The following is a 20,142-nucleotide window of genomic DNA, read 5'->3' as shown; positions in this document are numbered from 1 at the left end:
GAAAATTTTTAATACGATTACAAAGATAGTTGTATCCTGTAAGGTTTTAAAAACCTGACAGGTATTTTTTAAAATGCAGTGTATAATATTAAGTCAATTTCATTTTTAACAAATAAATTTGAACTTAATTATGTTATTCTGTAGTTTAGAGTTTACTCTCATTATTTAAAATAGCAGCAACCGCTTGCTTATATTTCACAGGATTACCAGCCTTTTTAATAGCTTTATAAGTTTTTTGAGGATTTGAAAATGACTGAGAAAAGAATTCCCAAAAGCCTAGCATTTTCATTTTTATTGGTGTTGGTCCAGATAAGTATTCGTCGTATTGTTGGTAAATAGTATCATGGAACTCACTAAAAATCTCCCATCTGTTTTTAGGATATTCTGTCGTGTTGTTTTTAATCATGCTTGGTAAAAATGGATCTGCTATTAAGCCACGACCAATCATAAAATGATCGATACTAGGAAAGCGTGCTTCCATTTTTTTAAATGATGCTACACTCGTAATATCACCATTGTAATACAACTTGTGCTTTGTACTTGTTATACAGCGCTCGAAAGATTCTAAATCTACAGGACCTTTGTAGAGTTGTTTACCAATTCTAGCATGAATAGCAACGTTTTTAAGTGGATACTTATCTAGAGTAGGAAAGGTGTCTAAAATTTCGCCAGCATGTTCGTAGCCCATTCTCATTTTCATAGAGACTGTAATATCACTTTCGTTGTGTGCTTTTTTTAAAACGTCATCAATTTTAGTAGGATTACAAATCATACCAGAACCCATTCCTGATTTTGTAACCATAGGATATGGGCAGCCTAAATTCCAATTCAACTCTTTATAACCTAAACTCTGCACGTATTTTACAACAAACAAAAATTCGTCTGGATCGTTAGTCATCACTTGAGGTATAACTTCTAGCGTTGTATTGTTTTCTGGTTGTAAATCTAATTGATACGAATTTTTAATTTTCAACTTTCCGTTTAATCGAATATAAGGTGCGTAAAAAGTATCGATGCCACCAAAATAATGATGAAACGCGTTACGGAACCTGAAATCGGTAAAGCCTTGTAAAGGTGAAGAAAGTAAGGTGATTGCCATGTGTAATATTGAGTTGGGCAAATATAGTTTAAAAACAAAAAACCACTTCTAATAGAAGTGGTTTTAAAAAAAAATATGCTTTTGTTCTTTTACTTGGTTGCTTTTGCGAAAGCTTCTAAACCGCCAACAATAGGTAATGTTAAACTTGTTTTGTCTAAATCGATAGTTAATTCTGTTCCAGGTTTTGGATGTAATGTAAATTCTTTATCACTAGAAAAGATTAGTAAACCTATTTGCTGTCCAGCACGAATAATCTGATCGTCTGGTTGTAATTTAAACGTTACATTATAAAATTCACCTTTTTTAAGAGGCTCACTTTCTCTTAACGATTTATGGTTTTGTGGGTCTGCCCAACCTCTTGTAATTATATTATCTGTAATTACTTTAGCATCGTTCTCGTAAGGTAAAGATACTAACATAATAGATAAATTTGCTGCGGCTTTACTACTCGATAAACTAATAGTTACTTCTGCTTCACCAGAAAGGTGAAGATCTCTTGTAAGATGAGGTGTTGCATATAATAGTCTGTTTTTAGAACTCGAGATTTGTGCATGCTCTTTAGCCGAAATATTAAAATCGTCTACTAAAGTTTCTGTTTTTTGTCTCTTATTTTGCTTTGTAGATAGAGCACCAAGAACAGTTCCGCCTTTGTTTAAATGTAAGGTTACGTCTTGTGCTTTTGGGTTTGGATACGCATCGTAAGCCGTAGGATTATCGTGTGTGTCGTTTTCTCTAACAATCCAAACTTGTTTATCGTTTTCTACGCCATTATCTACACCATGTAAATAATGTGTAAACCAACGGTTCATCATAATCATTGGTGGTGGTCCACCATGTCCATTTTGGTGATAATACAATTGCGTAGGTAAACCCATAGCTTTCGCTTTTTGGTAAATACGGTTACTGTGTTCTGGCATAACGTTCCAATCGTTAAAACCATGAGACATTAACAAAGCGGCTTTCATTGGTGCCATTTGGTTTAAGTAATCTCTATCGTTCCAGAAGTCGTTTAAATCTCCTGTTTGTCTGTCTATACCGTTTTTCATTTCGGTATCTCTTATGCGTTTGTTATTTCCTGGACGCTTATCTTCGGCACCACTGTGTACAAAATCGTAAAGGACATCGATATCTTCACCTAAATAACCACCTGGCGAACGTACCAAACCGTTAGATCTGTAATAATGATATGATGAGGTGTTTGGAGCAATAGGTATAATAGCTTCTAAACCTTCAACTCCTGTTGTTGCAGCAGCTAGTGGTAATGTTCCGTTGTACGATGTTCCTGTCATGCCTACTTTTCCTGTAGACCAAAAAGCAGTTACTTCTTCCTTTCCATCTCTTTCTGTGTAGCCTTTTGCTCTTCCACATAACCAGTCTATTACTGCTTTAGGTGCTAACGCTTCGTTTGGTCCACCAATAGTTGGTGCGCCATCGCTTAAACCTGTTCCTGGAGACGATGAGTGTACCACAATATAACCACGTGGCACCCATTTTCTAAGATGAGAATTGGATATAATTGGGCGTTCACCTCTACGTATTACTTCTGGGTGTGCACGTTCTTCTCCAATCTCTCCAAGTTCGTGTTCTACATTCCACATCACGCCTGGAACATCTGCTGCTACGCCAGCAAAATAAGGACTTGTAACATAAATTACTGGTAGTTTTAAACCTTCGGTATCTGTTTGTTTTGGACGCGTAACTGCAACGTGCATGCGGTCCGGTTTACCATCTTCGTCTGTATCGAAAGTTGTTTCTACCCAAAGATCGTGTCTCACCCAATCGTTAGTATCTGTGAAACCTTGAACGGGTTGCGCTTCTCCATCTGCAAAAACAGGAACGGTTTTGTCTTGTGCAAAACCAAGTGTTACTGTTAAACATAAAATGGAAAATAAGCCTAATGTATTGTACTTTTTTATCATGATAATTAATTGTGGTATTTGTAGGCTACAATTTAATTATCTTTTTTTTAATAAAGTAGGAGTGAAGTGTTAAGAGTATTGTAAATGTTTTGGTTTTTGGAAGGGTTCGTTTAATGTGTTTGTGTATGGTTAGTTGCATATTTAAGCACCTAATTTAGCAAATAAAATCCGCGAGGATTTTCGTAAGCAAGCTAAAACCAGCCATTAATTATATACTTTGTTGGCATACGTTTTTTTATGATCCCAACTTCTACCATCTAATGTAAAGTTGTTATTTGAGTCATCTATTGCTCCATTATCGTATAATATTTGTGCTGAAATACTATGCGTTAATAAAAACGCAAGTAATAAAAATATATTTTTTTTTCATAATTAAAAGGTTAGTTTTTGAATTTGTTCAATTTTTGTAAAATAATAGTTTAGCCCACCAATTGGAGGATTAAAGTTTTCATTAGAATTAAAAAAAAATAATTCGCCAGTAAATTTCACAGCATCATCAACTGCTACTCCCTCAGGTTTATTACAAAGCACACAAAATGTAACTTCATCAATTGAAGAGGAATTGGGATAAAACTTTAAAGCATACTTGTTTTTTGAATCTAAGTAAATTAGTTGAGCTGTTTTCTCTGTTATACTTTCATTTAAAGTTCTTTCTATTACACAGAATGAATCACTGTTTCCATTATCATCATCATTGTTGCAAGAATTTATTATTAATGCAAAAAACATGATGCATATAATTTTTGTTGTTTTCATAATTGATTTATATTCTACTAATCTATTAAAAATAATTTTGAGGGCTATTTATTCGTAATAATTTTTGTCTTCTGTTTTTCATACATTTTAAACCATTAGAGTGAGTCAGCCTTGTTGCCAATGTTTCGTTTATATAAAATCGTTTCAATACTGAATCAATTTCAGTACAAGTGTTTTATATCATATGTTAAACGAAGTTTGACTGTTTTTTTGACAAAGTCAAGTGTAGTAAACTAAGTAAAAAGTATTGTTTGGCTAATGTAAATTAACTTAATTATTAAATTTTACGGTTTTCCGTAAACGTGAAATTAAAGACATGAAAAGGTGGTTTCGTCTTTCCGCGAAAGCGATAAAAGTTTTAGCTTTAAGAAGCTATTTTATTCTGAGCAATAGTTTAGTTGCGGATTACCGGAATGCTTTTAATTGGAACTTGTGTTTTTACTATTTAATAGTGTTTCAATATCGTTGTTATAGTTTTTAAGAATCAAATCTATTTCTCTTTTGTTCGATCTCAGTTTGTTTAATGTTTTTCTATATTGAATTAGCTTTAGGAAAGCCATTGCTATCAATAGAAATCCAACTACATAGAGTAATAATGTTCCTGTAAAATATATCCAACTTGAATGGTTAAATTCCATTTCAAAATTTTCTTTTAAGCGCGAATAATTTCCTAATATTATTATTAAACCAATTATTCCGAGTATAGTGAAATTAACATACACATATGTTTTATTCTTTTTTACTTGTTCAATTTCATTCAATAATTCAAGTAGATATTCTTTAAATGAATTACTGAATTTTATTTCAGAACAAGCAACTTTGAAATCAGGTTTTTTGTTAGTCAAACCACAAGTTAATCCGTTTTTTAGACTCCTTTTAGGGTAATCACATAGATCACAATGTTTGGCTTGAATCATTTAGCTTTGTTATTTATAAATCTCGTTAATCATTCATTTTTAGTATTGTAGAGCAATGGAATACAGTATAATACAATGTAGTTAATATGAAACCGTTTAAATACTGAATCAATTTCAGTACATGTATTTTGTGTCCTACGTTAAACGAAGTTCGACTATTTTTTTTAACAAAGTCAAATGCAGTAAACTAAGTAAAAAGCATTGATTTGCTAATGTGAAATAACTTAATTATTACATTTTATGGTTATCCGTTAAGGCAAAAATTTAGGTATAAAAAAACCACCATAAATGGTGGTTTAATATTTTGTAAAAGTGAATGGTAATGATTGATACTATTGCTTACATTCGGAGTAGTCGATTGTGAATTTATAATTCTTATCAGATAATTTTTCAATATTAGAATCATTTTTATGGTCAGGTTTGTAGGATGCTCCAGTACCTAAATCTACAGCAATACCAACTAGTCCAAAAGAGAAAGCACTCAGGATAAAATTTCCTGTTCTAAATTTGTTTTCGAAATTTTCAGTTTTAGATTCGCAATTCTCTTGTTTTACTTCAATTTTTAATGGTTGATTTCTTTTAAAAGCACTAGTGGCTTCTCCAGTTCCAATTTTTTCACCATTGGCATATATTTCTGCATTAGGATGATTTTGTACTTCTATTTCGGCATTGTATTTACTACCTCCAAACATGACTCCACAGCTGGAAAGTAAAAATGAAGAAGAAATGGTAATTGCCATAATTAATAAAGTAGTTTTTTTCATAAATTGATGTTTAATATTTAGTTTGTGGTTAAAAAAATAATAGTGTGTTTATTATTAAAGTGCGAATGTAGATTTTTTGTTAAAATCTATTTAGTAGTTATGGGTAAAGGTAAAATAAAAGTATAAAAAACCACCTAATATAAAGGTGGTTTCGTCTTTCCGCGGAAGCGAAAAATAGATTTTGTTTGTTTTAATAATTTTATGTTCTAATTATTTCCATTAGAAGGTTATGTTTTTTCTGCGAGAGCAGCATACAGTTTCTGGATTTCAATAGGCTTCCAAAGGACTTTATTAAACAGCTGATTAGTTTCACTGTTTTGACACGTCATCACATCTGCGGTTATTGCAAAAATAGGAGTTGCTGTGTTTAAGTTATTTGGTTTTCTAATTAATCGCGTAGCATCTATACCATTTAATTCAGGCATGTGTAAATCCATTAAAATATAATCGTACTTTTTCTTTTTAGAGGCTTCTACTGCAAGCTTGCCATTTACTACGTGCTCTGTTGTAACTCCCCATTTAGAAAGGACTTTTTTAATAAGTATGGCATTCATGATTGTATCTTCTGCCAATAACACTGTTTTGTTTGTTAGTTGAAGGTAAACTGGTTTGGCTTCTATTAAAGTGCCAGACGATTTTTTAAGTTTAAGCGTAAAATAAAACTCAGAGCCTTCTTGGATTTTACTCTTTACTTGAATTTTACTATCATGTAGCTCGATAAGTTTTTTAACAATAGCTAAACCTAATCCGGTTCCACCTTGCTTACGTGTCATTACAGGTCTAATTTGCGAAAAACTTAAAAATATTTTTTTTACATCTAAAGCGGTAATGCCTTCGCCTGTATCCTTTATGCTAATTTTTATGGTATCGAATTCGGGATCTTCTTTTATTAGTTTTAAGTTAAAGTTTACCTCACCTTTATCTGTAAACTTTATGGCATTTGCAATAAGGTTATTAAGTATTTGAGAGAGTTTAGTTTGGTCTAAAAGGTAATTTCTGTTATTTGGAATGTTATTATCTAAAGCTAATTTTAAGTTTTTTGTTTTTGCGATATTAAGATGCAAATTTAGAATTTTAGTAGAAAGATTAAACAGGTTCGTACTTTGTAATTCTAACGATTCTTTTTTAGAATCGAGCTTAGTATAATCGAGAACATTATTAACAATATTAATAAGATTATCTGATGCGAATTGTAGACTGTTTATTAACGATTTGTTTTCGCCTTGTAATTGATCGTCAAGTATAGAAACTATAGTTGTAATGGCATTTAAAGGTGTTCTAATCTCATGGCTCATTACAGATAAGAATTCTTGCTTTACTTTTACAGCTTTTAATTTATCTTGATTTTTTTTGTTTATAATTTTTTGTCTTTCTTTTTGCAGCAAAGCATCACTTTCTAACACATTCATTTTATTAATTAAGTTATAGTTTTCCATAACTTGTTGTGTTTGCTTGTCCATTACAGCCTCTTTCTTTTCAAGGTATAATTCTATGTATTTAAATGCTTTAGGTATATTGTCTTGACCTTTATAAATACGATACATTAATAGGTATCCTTTTATTGTAGACATTAAAATATTATAAGAATGGGATAGTTTTAAGCCTTCTTTTACTGCTTTTTTTGCCTTCTTGAGTTGTTTAGCTTCATAATAAACTTGGCCTAGTTTATTATAACTCATGCAAGCTCCTATAATTTCAACAAACTTATTATGTATGTCTATAGCGTCTAAAAAATCGATTTCAGCATTTTTAAATTCACCTAATTTAAGATAAATTTTTCCGCGCCCATAAATAGCAAAAGCAAGTCCTCGAGTATCTCCTGTTTGCTTTTTTAATTTAATAGCGTACGCTATCATTTTCATTGCAATACTAGGTTTCTGTTTTTTTAATAATAAACCTGATAGATTATTGAATGCATTAGATTCTAAATTAAGATTTTTGACCTTCCTAGCATTTCTTACAGCGCATTTATACGATGAAAATGCATTTTCTTGGTCACCAATATACTCGTAGATAGCTCCAATAGCTTTTTCTACCTTAGACTGACTTTCGAAATCAGCAAATTTCTTGTATAGCCTAAGCGATTCTTTTAAGTGAATTAAACCTTGGTGATAATTATCGGTTTTATAATTAATACTACCAATAGTGTACTTTGCGTCTGCTACACCTCGTTCATCTCCTATAGCTTTAAAGTAGATAATTGCTTCTTGAGAATGTATCTTAGATTTTTTAAAGTCGCTATTAATCATATAATACAGAGAAAGCTGGTTTAAGCTTTTTCCAATTAAAGATTTGTTCTCTAAAAATTTACTTATTGAAAGTGCCTTTTTTGCAAGCACGATACTTTCGAGCAGATTAGATGTACGCCCAGAATAGGCGTTGCTTAGAAGTACGTGGACTTCGTTGGTCTTTTGTAGGTTATTGATAGTCATTGGGTAACTATTGTTCAATTACGCAAATTTAGTTAAAATATAATAAGTAGTTAAATTCTTATATTTTTTTTGATGATTGCATTTTTTACTTAGATAAAGACTGTTTGTACGCTTTAAAAATTTTTAAAGTTGCAAGCCTTGGATGGCTTTGTAAAGCATTGCCTTTATGCTTAAATCTGTACTGTTTTTTGAAACAAATTTCTGATTTATTTCAATTTCAATACCCAAATAATGCGTTGAGAACTGCTTTCTTAAGGCGGTAGTAAATCCATCAGCTTTTCCTAAATAAGGATAGTTATAACGAATGTTTAATTTAGAATCTTGTTTTAAAAGTGCTGTTTTTAGGCGTTTACAATACTGTTGTTCTGCTTTTTTTGTAGAATCGAATAATAAACCAATATCACAATTTCTGGTTATATGGTCTAGCTCAGGTGTAAAACTATGAATGGATAAATGAAGCACAGTATGACCAGTACCAATTACACTTTTAATTTTTTTTTCTACGGAAGAACGATACGGTACATAATACGTTTCAATAATTTTAGCTTTCTCGGTTTTAGATCTATTTTTAATGAATTCTGAAAATAACTGATTATGATGTAACGAGCGATTTAATTCAATTAACAAACGACTGGTTGTGCTAAAATATGAAGCATGAGATAGCGGTTCTAAATTTTTAAAGACATCTAATGCGCCCAAATCGTAACCACGATGTGTTTTTAAAACAGCTTTATTTTCGAAATATTTTTTATAAATTTTAGGAATAGCATTTCCACCATGTTCGCAGGTTAAAATAAGTGTCACGGTTTAAACATTGTGTTTGTTATTAAACACGCTTGAAGCTCGCGATACACAGTAATAATATGTTTTTTAGAAGTGTCATCGCCAACTGCTTTTAGTATGCGCGTTGCCAAAGTACCTTCATCTAAAATAAGTTCGATAGCCTCATAATGCGAAGCATGTAATTTAGGTTTAACCGTTTGGTACAAATGATTCCAAACATCATGTATAGTTGCAGGAGCTTTAAGGCCAAATAATTTTAAATAAGCTTCATTTTCAATTTTAGAATATTCTGCGTGTTTTATGGCATCATTTAAAATTAGAAACAAATCTTCTTTAGTCCAACTTTTTTGTTCTTTTAAAGAACAAAACTCTTTTTTAACCAAAGCCTTTAAAACTTCAATAATTAATGCACAAATGGCAATGTCTGCTTTAGGAGATTCTTGAATATCTACTAATCTAATTTCTATAGCATTACGATCGAAACGCGCAATAGCACCACGAGAGTTCAAAAAATGCTGATCTAATATCTTGTCTTTATCGTAAGGTGTAATGGCCTTTTTTATAGGCTCGAAAATAGTAGCATGGTAATCTAATTTCGAAAACACACGTTCTGGAATTACAAGTCCTGTTAATTCCGGAATCTCTTTTTGATTTGTTTTATAAAACTCTAATCGTGTGTCTTTAAAGCCTGTAATTTTTCCTTCTAAAATTGGAGAACTCGCAGAAAGCCCTGGTAATAATGGTAGAATAATACGAATGGCTGCATGCAGTTTTTCGAATTCCTTATCATTATAAAACGGTAAATTTATATGTGTGCTTTGTACATTGCTCCAGCCATGGCCTTTGCAATTAAAAATAGTATTGTAAAGCGCATAGACTTCGCTATAACTGTGTTTCCAAAGTTGCGTGTCTGCATCAGGATTCATTAATGGATGCGAAGCAGAACCTAAAAGTTGCAAATTTAATGGTTTTAAAAGTGTATCAATCTCTAAAATATTGGCATGAAATTTTGCAGCCAAGTCGTCTGTGCTTTTTTTAGGACCATTGGTTTTTAATTCGATTACATGTGCAACCAATTCGTTACTCCATGCAATATCGCCATTCTCTAAGTCTGCTTTTAGTTTGCCAGCTTTTTTTGTTAGGAGTTCGTCTACTTGTGGAGCGACTTTAAACGTTTTTTTATTAACAAGCATGTATTCTAATTCAATGCCATAAACATCGAATAAGTGATAAGGTTTTTTCATAATTATGCTAAGCGTTTTTTTAATGCTGAAAGTATTTCAGTGTAAACTAAATCGCCATAATACGCGTCTTCTACACCAAAATCAATATTTGGGTTGTCGTTAATTTCTATGACCATTAATTTATTATCTACCACTTTAATGTCAATGCCATAAAGACCTAATCCCATTAATTTAGCCGATTTCAAAGCCATATCGATAACGTTTTTTGGTACGTCTTCAATAGGTAAACAATCTGCATCTCCATCTTGTTCGTTTTTGTTGGTTGCTTTCCAGTTGTAAATTTGCCAATGGCCTTTTGCCATGTAATATTTACAAGCAAAAAAAGGCTTGTTGTCAATAATGCCAATACGCCAATCGTAATCCGATGGACAAAACTCTTGTGCAATAATGAGATCAGATTCCTTTAGCATTTCGGTTACCAAAACATCGTACTCCTCAACAGTTTTGGCTTTTTTTACGCCAAACGAAAAAGTAGAATCTGGTGCTTTTAAAACACAAGGTAATCCTGTTTGCTCTAAAACAGCATGTCTATTATTACTGTGTACAATTACTGTTTTTGGTGTGTTAATATTAGCATTGTTTAAGGCTTCTGCCATATACACTTTATTGCAGCATTTTAAAATAGCATCTGGATAATCTATAATAGCAATGCCTTCTTGTTGTGCTTTTCTGGCAAACATGTAAGCTTCGTTGTTTACTTCTGTGCTTTGTCTTAAAAATAAAGCATCAAAAGACGATAAGCGCGATAAGTCTTTAGGTTCTATAATTTCGGCATAGATATTCATTTTCTCTGCTGTTTCTATAAACTTTTTTAAAGCCTTTGTATTGCTTGGTGGCGCAGGATCGTTTGGGTTAACCAATATTGCTAAATCGAAATCGTAATTAGCAACCTTAGCAGTATCGTAACGTTTTTTTGCAAAATACTGGTTTGCAAATTCATGAACACTTGGTATGTGTTCTACAGGAATTTCGGCTTCCGAAACCGCTTTAATACTCTGTATGTTCCACTTTGTAGTATGGTTAAAATTTACACGTAAAAAAGGCACTTGAAAATGCTTGTAAAACATGGCGCTTAGGGTCTTGTATTTTTGCGCTACGTTTTGCCCAAAATAGATGCTTAAAGTAAAATCTTGCGACTTTATATTTTTTAAGCTTTGCTGAATAACATCGTCAAACTCATCGGAAACTATTCTAACCAGTTTTAATGTTTTTAAATCTACAATGTTTTTAGTAGTTGGTATTGGTAAATGGCCTCTAGCTTCTGCCAAAAGCGACACGTAATACCCTTTAGATTGGTACGAGTAATCCTTACACAAATTGAAAATTCGCGCATTCTTTAATAGGGAATACTTAGGATTTGTAAGATAATCTTGAGGAGAAATTACTGTAATATTATCAATTGAAAAATTCCATTTTTCAGGTTGATTTACAACAATGTATTTGTTCATTTAGAGCGCATAACGCTATTATAATTTTAAGTAAATGTATATTATTTTTTAATTGGTTTTACATTGCTTTAAAAATTATTTTTGGGTTGTTTTTTATATTAACTGATAGGAATAATTTGTTGGTTATAGTCTTTTTTAATTCGATATCAAGAAGTCGTTAAGCTTTAAGAGAATTGTGGGAGTTAAGAAATGTAATATTGGTTTGTACGTTGAGCGGTCTATACATGAAACGTAGCGTTTAAAAATATACTATATTTCGGGTTTAGCACAGAGCCAATTTTTTATATTTTGTTTTAACTTTTAACTTTTCAGTTTTTAAGCCAAATTAAAAATTTGGCGATTTTCGCAAATAAACACGAGTTTTTCGGTTAAACACTTATTAGCTATGCTTTATACATTTTGTTATAGACAGGTCTATTAATAATTCAAGTTAAATACAGTTGACTTATCTGTCTTGTTATTTTCAAGATTAATACTTTTAAAGTCAAACTTAAGAAGTTCTAAAACATAATTTGCTAATTCATCCTTATGGTTTCCGCTACTTTCAGGATTATGTATTTTTCTATTAATTGATGCTATAAAAATATCTACAATCTGAATACCAAAATTTTCTTTGGAATCTACAGCTTGAAAATCACCAAGATACAGGTTAGATATAGATTGACCTGTTATTCTTTCTTTTAAATTTTCTATTTTGAGTTGATCACTTCCTTTTTCTTCATTATCAATCCATACTTGTAATAATCTAGGTAAAGGAGCTCTACCTGTACTATGTTCATGGTTAATACCTTTGTGAATTATATGGAATGTTAAGTCAGTTACTGCAGAGTTTATATTAGTTATTCCTTTCTTATTTAGTATTATAACCTTAAAACCGACCGTCGGATTTAGTTTTAAAAAAGTCAAAAAGAATTCTTTGTATTTTTCTAATTTATTTTTACTTAATTGTGAAAAATGAAATTCATATTTAATATTGTTTTGATCTTTCCATTTTTTGATTTCATTGTATGCTTGGTATGCTTTAAAACCATCTACAACCCATAAACTACCTACAGATAAATAGTTTTGAGTTTTACCTGTCTCATCTATATATACAGAATACGTTTCTAATCCTTCAGGTTTTTCTTCAACGGCTAAGTTTTTCATTTCGTTAGCTAATACACCTCTATGCTTTTTTACAGCATGATTAGCTTGAAATAGTTTGTATTCGTTTTGAATTCTAGCTCTAGAACGAGTCAAAGAATTAATACTAGTTAATTGTTTCAGTACTTCTTTTGTAATAGAATTCCCATTAAATAGGTGGTCTTCAAATGTATTCCAATAACTCCAAGCTAACTCAATGTCTGAGTTTCTGGCTGATGTGTTGTTATTAAGAATAAAACCAACTTTATCTCGTTTAGTTTCGAGATTTCCGCTCAAAACCTTATTGAGTAATTCACTCTTTTCTTTTTCGATTTTTTCATCAATATTTCTATCAGAAGATTCTATTTCCTCATTATTTTTTTCATCTTCTTTTTCCATGGCGATAATTTTTGTTTTAATTGTGTACAATGTTCCTCTAATAAAAAATCATTTTAATTTTTCATCAAAAGTTCACCGAAGTTAATCGTTTTAAGCTAGAAAATCTATACGTAGAACTACGTATTTTTCTCTAACAAAAGTCAAGTTAAAACAAGTAAACCAATCTATTTTACGGTTTTCCGTAATCGTAAAATAAAAGCATAAAAAAACCACCTAAAAAGGTGGTTTTGTATTTCCGCGAAAGCGTTATTTAAACCAAAGCACCGTTGGCGCCTATAACTTGACCAGAAATCCATTTAGAATCGTCACTAGCTAAAAACAAGACCACTTTTGCAATGTCTATAGGTTTTGCTAATCTATTAAAAGCATTCATGCTACTTAACTTATCTATTTGTTCTTGAGATTTTCCGGTTAAAAACAATTCTGTTTCTGTAGCTCCAGGTGCAATGGCGTTAACCGATATGCCGCGTCCTATTTCTTTAGAAAACACTCTTGTTATTTGCTCTACAGCTGCCTTTGTTGCAGAATATAGCGCATAAGTTGGTAACATTAATTTAGTAGTACTAGAGGAGAAGTTTATAATAATACCATTATCTGCTAGCTTACTATCTGCTTCTTGTAACGTATTAAAAATGCCTCTTACATTAACATTAAATTGCTTTGTGAAATCGTCTTGTGTATTGTCTTTTAGTTGTTTAGAAATCATTGTTCCAGCATTATTAACTAAAACATCAATTTTACCAAATTCTTGTATGGCTTTATCGAATAGTTGGGTCACTTGCTCTCTATCGCTAACATCTGCTTTTACGGCAATTGCTTTGCCACCATTTTCTATAATTGTGTTTACAGTCGCATCTGCTTCTTTCTGGCTGTTAGAGTGGTTTACTATAACTTTAGCTCCGTTTTTAGCTAATAGTATAGCTACTTCTTTTCCAATGCCTTTAGAAGAACCTGTAACAATAATAACTTTGTTGTCTACTTTTTTCATGATTCTGCGTTTGTTTTAATTTATAAAAATTGGACTTTTATTTATACGATACTAAAATATCTGTAACTAATTTTAAATCGGACGCATTAATTTCTGGATTAGGTGCAAGCGGATATAATTGTGCTCCAGGTCTGCTAATAAACGCCGTTCTCCAGTTGGCCCAAATGGCACCTGCAATATCCCAACCGTGTGCTGCTACTAATAAGCACTCGTTAGGTTGAATACCCATTTTTCTAGAAGCCCATGCGTATGCATCTTGATCTGGTTTAAACTTGCCCATGTCTTCAATACTTAATCTTTCGTCAAAATACTCCAATAATCCAGCGTTTGTAAATTGCGTTTCCACACCTTTATTAGACGAGTTTGTAAATGAAACCAATTTATAACCAGCATCTTTTAATCGCTGTAACGATGCTTTTACTTCTGGATGTGCCGGTAAAGAGCGAATAGGCGTAAGGATAGCTTCTCTAGCTTCGGTTTCGGTTATTTTAATGTTATGGTTTGCTGCTACCATTTGTAAAGCGGCTGCGCCAATAATTCCAAAATCGTTATACTGCCTACCAACTGTAGATACTAGAGAGTATTGTAGCATGGTTGTAAACCAAAGTGGTAGTAAATCGCTTCTATTACCAAGTACTTTACCAACGCTATCTTTCATGGCTGTTAGGTCTAAAAGTGTTTCGTTTACATCGAAAAATAACACTTTAGGTCTTGTTTTGTTAATTCCAATAGTGTCATCTGAAGCATTGACTGCCGTTGCCGCATTTGCAAATTGAGAGGTAGTGGCAAGTCCTAATCCTAATAAGGTCGATTTTTTAATAAAATCTCTTCTGTTATTTTTCATTGTAGTGTGTATTTAAACAAACATACTAATAGGTATGTTTTTGGGTTAAAAAAAAATTATTTCTTTATTTGATTTAAGTAAAAAGTAAGGCCAGAAATATACTCGTCTAAAACAGTGTCGTTAGTATATAATTTTCTGATGCCTCTAATGCCTTCGAAAGCACTTATTAAATAGGTGGCAACCGCTTGGCTTGAGACGCCTTCTTTTATTGAATGTTCTTGTTTACCTCTTTCTAGTATTTGTACTAAAGCGGTTTTCCAGAGCTCTATAATATTTTTTAGAGCGTTTTGATAAGCGCGTTCGTTATTTCCGATTTCATTAATTAGGTTGTTCATTGGGCAACCTTGTTGTTTTTCGTTTGTAGAAAATTCTTTTAATCTATTTGTAAAAACATCTTTAATAATCTGGTAGGCGTTTCCGGGTTCCTTTAAAGGCGCAATCATGCCTTTAACAACTCTTTTTTCAACCTTTAAACTAATAACCTCTAAACCTAGCTCTTTCTTGCTTTTGTAATGGTGATAGAATGCACCTTTGCTTAATGTGGTTTCTTTCATTATTTTATCGATACTGGTTGTTTTAAAACCATTCTGATAAAATAAATTAAAGGCCTTATCAATAATTAGCTGTTTAGTAATTTCCGATTTTAATTCTTGTTGCATGCTACAAATTTAATAAAAAATACCAGTTGGTATGTTTATGTTTTGTTAATTGTTTATATTGGGTTTTGGGTTGAAAGGTTTTGTGGGTTTTCTGAAAAAGCGCAAACTTTAGTCTTAGCAATAACTTGTGCTATTTTTTATATGCAGTGTTGTAAGCGGTTTTTATTCAGCCAGAAATTCGTTCATTTCGTTCGGTTGAGGATATTTGTTCTTCTGTCTTGCAATTAGTATTATTTCTCCTAAATGAAATGATAAATGCGTGCTTGAATCTTGAATCAACTTGAGTTTTTCCTCTAATCTCAAATCTGATAAATCAAGATTTTTAATTTGATTTTCAATTTGTTCTGACTGACTTTTAAATATGCTTATCTTTTTTTTCCAATCATTGGGATTATTTGGTTCTAATTCGGTAATCCAAGATTCAGATTCTATAAAATCAGATTTTTTCTCAATATCTGCAATTTTTAATATTTGAAATTCTCTCCATTTTATTAAATGATTTAAAGTCTGCCAAATAGTTTTAGAGTGTCCTTCTATTAAAATTCCGCTTATTTCAATCGGAATCGTTTCGAAAGCCTTGAAGGAATCGAATGCGTTCTGAAAAATAAATTTAAAATTAAGTTTTGTCATTATTTTTTATTTCCGCGAAAGCGATAAACGCTTATTTATAAACGAGTTCAATAATTTTATCTTTTACTTTTAGAGCACTTATTTTTTCTTTTTTATCTATGGGGATTTCAAACTCTACGGCAAAAATTCGCTTTTTGTTTCCTTTTAAACTCTGCTCGTAACGGTTTAATTTTGAGGTTAGTTTTAAAGCTTTTACAACCATATCTATTTTAATTAGATTTTGGTCTTTATCGACTAATTGTATGTTTGCGAAATCTATAATTTGTTTTTCGCTACTGTTATTTTTAAACTGAAACATCATTGAGATAAACCGTTTTCCTTTTTCAGCAATATAACTCACGTTTCCTCTATCGGTCATGCGTGTTCTGCCAATTTTGTAGATAGTAAATTCTAAGTTTTCGGAATAGCTATAGAGTTGGTCTCTGTCTATTTTTTCTTTTTTCTGTGCCACAACACTTGCTGTGATAAAGAATAGGAGGATGGCTAGTTTTTTCATGTTTGGTTAGTTTTTATAAATGTAAGAAATTTATATTATACTTGTTATAAGGTTTTTAGTATTGTTTATAAAAACAAAAAACCACCTGATTTAGGCGGTTTTTAGTGTTTGTTATTTAGAGATTCTTTGCTTCGTTCTGAATGACAGTCTTGTTTTGCAGTTCTATTCTTAATTAAAAAAATACTACTCTATAGTCACAATTAAATCGTCCTGTTTTACCATATTACCTTCTTTTAGGCTCACCGATTTTACTGTTCCAGATTTAAAGGCAGTTACCGTTGTTTCCATTTTCATGGCTTCGATAATAAAAAGCGGATCGTTTTCTTTTACTTCCTGTCCTTTTTTAACCAATACTTTATAAAGCGAACCTTGTAAAGGTGCTCCAATTTGGTTAGTGTCTGCCGGATCTATTTTGGTATTGGTTTCAATTTTAATGTTTAGAGATTTGTCTAAAATTTCAACAAAACGATTTTCGCCATTAACTTTAAAAAAGACGGTTCTCATACCTTCTTCATTAGGAATACCAATAGATAGTAATTTAATAATAACGGTTTTTCCAGGTTCTAATTCTATTAAAATCTCCTCGCGAAGTTTCATGCCATAGAAAAAGTTTTTTGTTGGTACTAAAGCTAAATTACCATAGGTTTTATAGTTTTCGTGCGCTTGCTCAAATACTTTTGGGTATAAGGTGTACGATAAGAAATCTTCCATTTCGATAGCACGAGTAAAGCCTTTTTGGAATTTCTTTTTGAAAGCTTTAAACTCTTCATCAAAATCTATAGGTTCTAAATGTGCGTTTGGTCTGTTTGTGTATGGTTTTCTGTTTTTTAGAATTATTTTCTGAAGCTTTTTTGGGAAACCACCAGATGGTTGACCTAAATCTCCAACAAAGAAACTAATTACAGAATCTGGAAACGAAATTTCTTCGCCACGCTCCATAACATCTTCTGTCGTTAAATTATTAGTAACCATAAAAATGGCCATGTCTCCAACCACTTTCGAGCTTGGTGTTACTTTTACCAAATTACCAAAGAGTTTATTAACTGCGGCATACATTTTTTTAACCTCATCAAATCTATCTGCTAAACCTAAAGCAGTGGCTTGCGGACGCAAATTACTATATTGTCCGCCAGGAATTTCGTGTTCGAAAACCTCAGCAGTTCCTGCTTTTAAACCAGACTCGAACGGATAATACAGTTCGCGTGTATCTTCCCAAAAATTAGAAAACTGATTTAGTTTAGGCATATCGAAATCGTTTGCTCTTGGTTGGCCTTTCATCATTTCTACAACCGCATTAAAATTAGGTTGCGAGGTTAAACCAGATAAACCACTTAATGCTACGTCTACAACATCTACACCGGCTTCAATAGCTTTTAAATACGTTGCTGTTTGTAATGAAGAGGTGTCGTGTGTGTGTAAGTGTATTGGCACCTTTACAGTATCTTTTAATGCTGCAACTAATTCTGTTGCTGCATACGGTTTTAATAATCCTGCCATGTCTTTAATAGCAATCATATGTGCACCTGCGTTTTCTAAATCTTTAGCCAGTTGTGTGTAATATTTTAGATTGTATTTTGTTTCGTTTACGTCTAAAATATCGCCAGTGTAACTTAATGCTGCTTCTGCAATTCCGCCAGTTTTATTGCGTACATAACTAATGCTTGGCTCCATGGCTTTTACCCAGTTTAGGGAATCGAAAATTCTGAAAATATCGACACCATTCTCCCAAGATTTTTCTACAAATTTCTCGATTAAATTATCTGGGTACGCTTTGTAACCAACACCGTTAGAGCCACGCAATAACATTTGGAATAATATATTTGGTACTGCTTTACGCAATTCTCTTAAACGTGTCCAGGGACTTTCGTGCAGGAAACGTAAGCAAACATCGAAAGTTGCACCTCCCCAAACTTCCATACTAAAGGTGTTTGGATGGTTTTTCGCGAAGCTTTCGGCTACCTTAAGCATATCGAAAGAACGCATTCTGGTTGCTAATAACGATTGGTGCGCATCGCGCATTGTAGTATCTGTAAAATGAATTTTTTTCTCGTCTTTTAACCAAGCACAGAATTTTTCTGGACCTAATTCTGTTAGCATATCTTTTGTGCCTTTTGGATAGGCTTCAGATAAACTGAACTTTGGAACTTTAGGGTTTCTAAAGACTTTATTGTCTTCAATGTTTTTTACGTCCGAATTTCCGTTAACGGTGACTTCAGCTAAAAAATTAACCACTTTAGAGGTTCTATCTTGCGGAAGTTTAATTTTAAATAGGGCAGGAGTATTCTGAATAAAATTAACAGTGACCTTACCATCTTTAAATGTTGGATGCTGAATGACATTTTGTAAAAAATGAATATTGGTTTTTACACCTCTAATTCTAAACTCCTTTAGAGCACGCACCATTTTACGTGTTGCGCCATCTAAAGTTCTACCATGAGAAGATACTTTTACTAGCATAGAATCGAAAAACGGGCTCACTTGGTAGCCTTGATAAATGCTTCCAGCATCTAAACGAATGCCCATTCCGGAGGCGCTTCTATACGTGGTTACGTTACCATAATCTGGCGTGAAGTTATTTGAAGGATCTTCGGTTGTTAAGCGACACTGTAGTGCAAACCCATAGGTTGCAATAGTATCTTGACCGTATATTTTTATTTGCTGACTGTCTAATGCGTAATTACCAGCAACAAAAATTTGTGTTTTTACTAAATCTATTCCTGTTACCATTTCGGTGACGGTATGTTCTACTTGTATTCTTGGATTAACTTCTATAAAGTAGATATTATCGTCTCCATCTACTAAAAATTCTACGGTACCAATATTATTGTAGTTTACCTCTTTTGCAATGGCAACGGCGTATTTGTATAAATCTTGTTTTACAGAATCGCTTACATTATGCGATGGTGCAATTTCTACTACTTTTTGGTGACGACGTTGTACAGAGCAATCGCGCTCGTGTAAATGACGAATATTACCATGATTATCTGCTACAATTTGTACTTCTATATGTTTTGGATTTTCTACATATTTTTCTAAAAACATGGTGTCGTCTCCAAAGGCATTTAAGGCTTCGTTTCTTGCAGAATCGAAATTGAATTCTAAATCCTCATCTTTTCTAATAATTCGCATACCACGACCACCACCACCAGAGGCGGCTTTTAGCATTAATGGATAGCCAATAGTTGCCGCTTGAGATAAAGCGACTTTAAGTGAGGTTAATTTTTTCTTGTTACTTTCTATAATAGGAACGTTACATTTTACGGCTACTTTTTTAGCTGTAATTTTATCGCCTAAAGCATCCATAACTTCGGGTTCTGGGCCTATAAAAATAATACCGTTTGCAGCACATTGTCTTGCAAACTCAGAGTTTTCGGATAGAAAACCATAACCAGGATGTATGGCATCTACGTTTTTAGCTTTTGCCAAATCTATAATTTGAGCAATGTCTAAATAGGGTTTTAAAGGCTGATTGTCTTCTCCAATTTGGTAAGATTCATCGGCTTTATTTCTGTGTTGAGAATAACGGTCTTCGTAAGTATAAATAGCAACAGTAGTTATATTTAACTCTGTACACGCACGTAAAACGCGAATAGCAATTTCTCCTCTGTTGGCAACAAGAACCTTTTTAATTTTCATTAGTAG

General features: G+C 32.4%; 16 protein-coding genes. All 16 read right to left on the bottom strand.

Annotated features, from left to right (window positions below):
- Window positions 1–145 precede the first annotated feature (145 nt).
- Entirely contained in the window at window positions 146–1,099 is a 954-nt protein-coding gene (locus ASC44_RS17305) for a tRNA dihydrouridine synthase (RefSeq protein WP_055448871.1), read from the bottom strand.
- Window positions 1,100–1,188: 89 nt separating this feature from the next.
- Window positions 1,189–3,018 (bottom strand): Xaa-Pro dipeptidyl-peptidase, encoded by a 1,830-nt coding sequence (locus tag ASC44_RS17300; RefSeq protein ID WP_055448870.1) that lies wholly within the window; start codon window positions 3,016–3,018, stop codon window positions 1,189–1,191.
- Between the two features lie 372 nt (window positions 3,019–3,390).
- Window positions 3,391–3,774 (bottom strand): hypothetical protein, encoded by a 384-nt coding sequence (locus ASC44_RS17295; protein ID WP_055448869.1) that lies wholly within the window; start codon window positions 3,772–3,774, stop codon window positions 3,391–3,393.
- Between the two features lie 419 nt (window positions 3,775–4,193).
- The gene (locus ASC44_RS17290; protein ID WP_055448868.1) at window positions 4,194–4,691 is read right to left on the bottom strand and encodes a hypothetical protein; all 498 of its coding nucleotides are present in this window, start codon (window positions 4,689–4,691) and stop codon (window positions 4,194–4,196) included.
- A gap of 332 nt (window positions 4,692–5,023) precedes the next feature.
- Window positions 5,024–5,455, bottom strand: coding sequence for a hypothetical protein (locus ASC44_RS17285; RefSeq protein WP_055448867.1), 432 nt, complete (start codon window positions 5,453–5,455; stop codon window positions 5,024–5,026).
- A gap of 227 nt (window positions 5,456–5,682) precedes the next feature.
- Window positions 5,683–7,887, bottom strand: coding sequence for a tetratricopeptide repeat-containing hybrid sensor histidine kinase/response regulator (locus ASC44_RS17280; RefSeq protein ID WP_055448866.1), 2,205 nt, complete (start codon window positions 7,885–7,887; stop codon window positions 5,683–5,685).
- A gap of 123 nt (window positions 7,888–8,010) precedes the next feature.
- Window positions 8,011–8,691, bottom strand: coding sequence for an N-formylglutamate amidohydrolase (locus tag ASC44_RS17275; RefSeq protein ID WP_055448865.1), 681 nt, complete (start codon window positions 8,689–8,691; stop codon window positions 8,011–8,013).
- Complete coding sequence (locus ASC44_RS17270; protein WP_055448864.1) at window positions 8,688–9,914, bottom strand: glutamate-cysteine ligase family protein; 1,227 nt, start codon at window positions 9,912–9,914, stop codon at window positions 8,688–8,690. Before ASC44_RS17270 ends, ASC44_RS17275 begins: the two co-directional genes overlap by 4 nt.
- 2 nt (window positions 9,915–9,916) lie before the next feature.
- Window positions 9,917–11,362 carry a RimK family protein gene (locus ASC44_RS17265; protein ID WP_055448863.1) on the bottom strand — a complete coding sequence of 482 codons (1,446 nt, stop codon included), beginning with the start codon at window positions 11,360–11,362 and terminating at the stop codon, window positions 9,917–9,919.
- 417 nt (window positions 11,363–11,779) lie between these two features.
- Window positions 11,780–12,883, bottom strand: a complete 1,104-nt coding sequence (locus tag ASC44_RS17260) for a DUF3800 domain-containing protein (protein ID WP_152973367.1) — start codon at window positions 12,881–12,883, stop codon at window positions 11,780–11,782.
- A gap of 250 nt (window positions 12,884–13,133) precedes the next feature.
- Window positions 13,134–13,871: an SDR family oxidoreductase gene (locus tag ASC44_RS17255; RefSeq protein WP_055448861.1), complete on the bottom strand. Its 738-nt coding sequence runs from the start codon at window positions 13,869–13,871 to the stop codon at window positions 13,134–13,136.
- A gap of 37 nt (window positions 13,872–13,908) precedes the next feature.
- Window positions 13,909–14,715, bottom strand: a complete 807-nt coding sequence (locus ASC44_RS17250; protein ID WP_055448860.1) for a haloacid dehalogenase type II — start codon at window positions 14,713–14,715, stop codon at window positions 13,909–13,911.
- Window positions 14,716–14,771: 56 nt separating this feature from the next.
- Entirely contained in the window at window positions 14,772–15,374 is a 603-nt protein-coding gene (locus ASC44_RS17245) for a TetR/AcrR family transcriptional regulator (protein ID WP_055448859.1), read from the bottom strand.
- Between the two features lie 162 nt (window positions 15,375–15,536).
- Window positions 15,537–16,004, bottom strand: a complete 468-nt coding sequence (locus ASC44_RS17240) for a hypothetical protein (protein ID WP_055448858.1) — start codon at window positions 16,002–16,004, stop codon at window positions 15,537–15,539.
- Between the two features lie 31 nt (window positions 16,005–16,035).
- Complete coding sequence (locus ASC44_RS17235; protein WP_055448857.1) at window positions 16,036–16,500, bottom strand: hypothetical protein; 465 nt, start codon at window positions 16,498–16,500, stop codon at window positions 16,036–16,038.
- Window positions 16,501–16,683: 183 nt separating this feature from the next.
- Entirely contained in the window at window positions 16,684–20,136 is a 3,453-nt protein-coding gene (locus tag ASC44_RS17230) for a pyruvate carboxylase (protein WP_055448856.1), read from the bottom strand.
- Window positions 20,137–20,142 lie beyond the last annotated feature (6 nt).

Origin of the sequence: Lacinutrix mariniflava (assembly GCF_001418015.1) — a bacterium.
GTDB classification, from domain to species: domain Bacteria; phylum Bacteroidota; class Bacteroidia; order Flavobacteriales; family Flavobacteriaceae; genus Lacinutrix; species Lacinutrix mariniflava.
The sequence above is the reverse complement of the archived record's forward strand: the minus strand, read 5'-3'. Positions and strand labels throughout refer to the sequence as shown.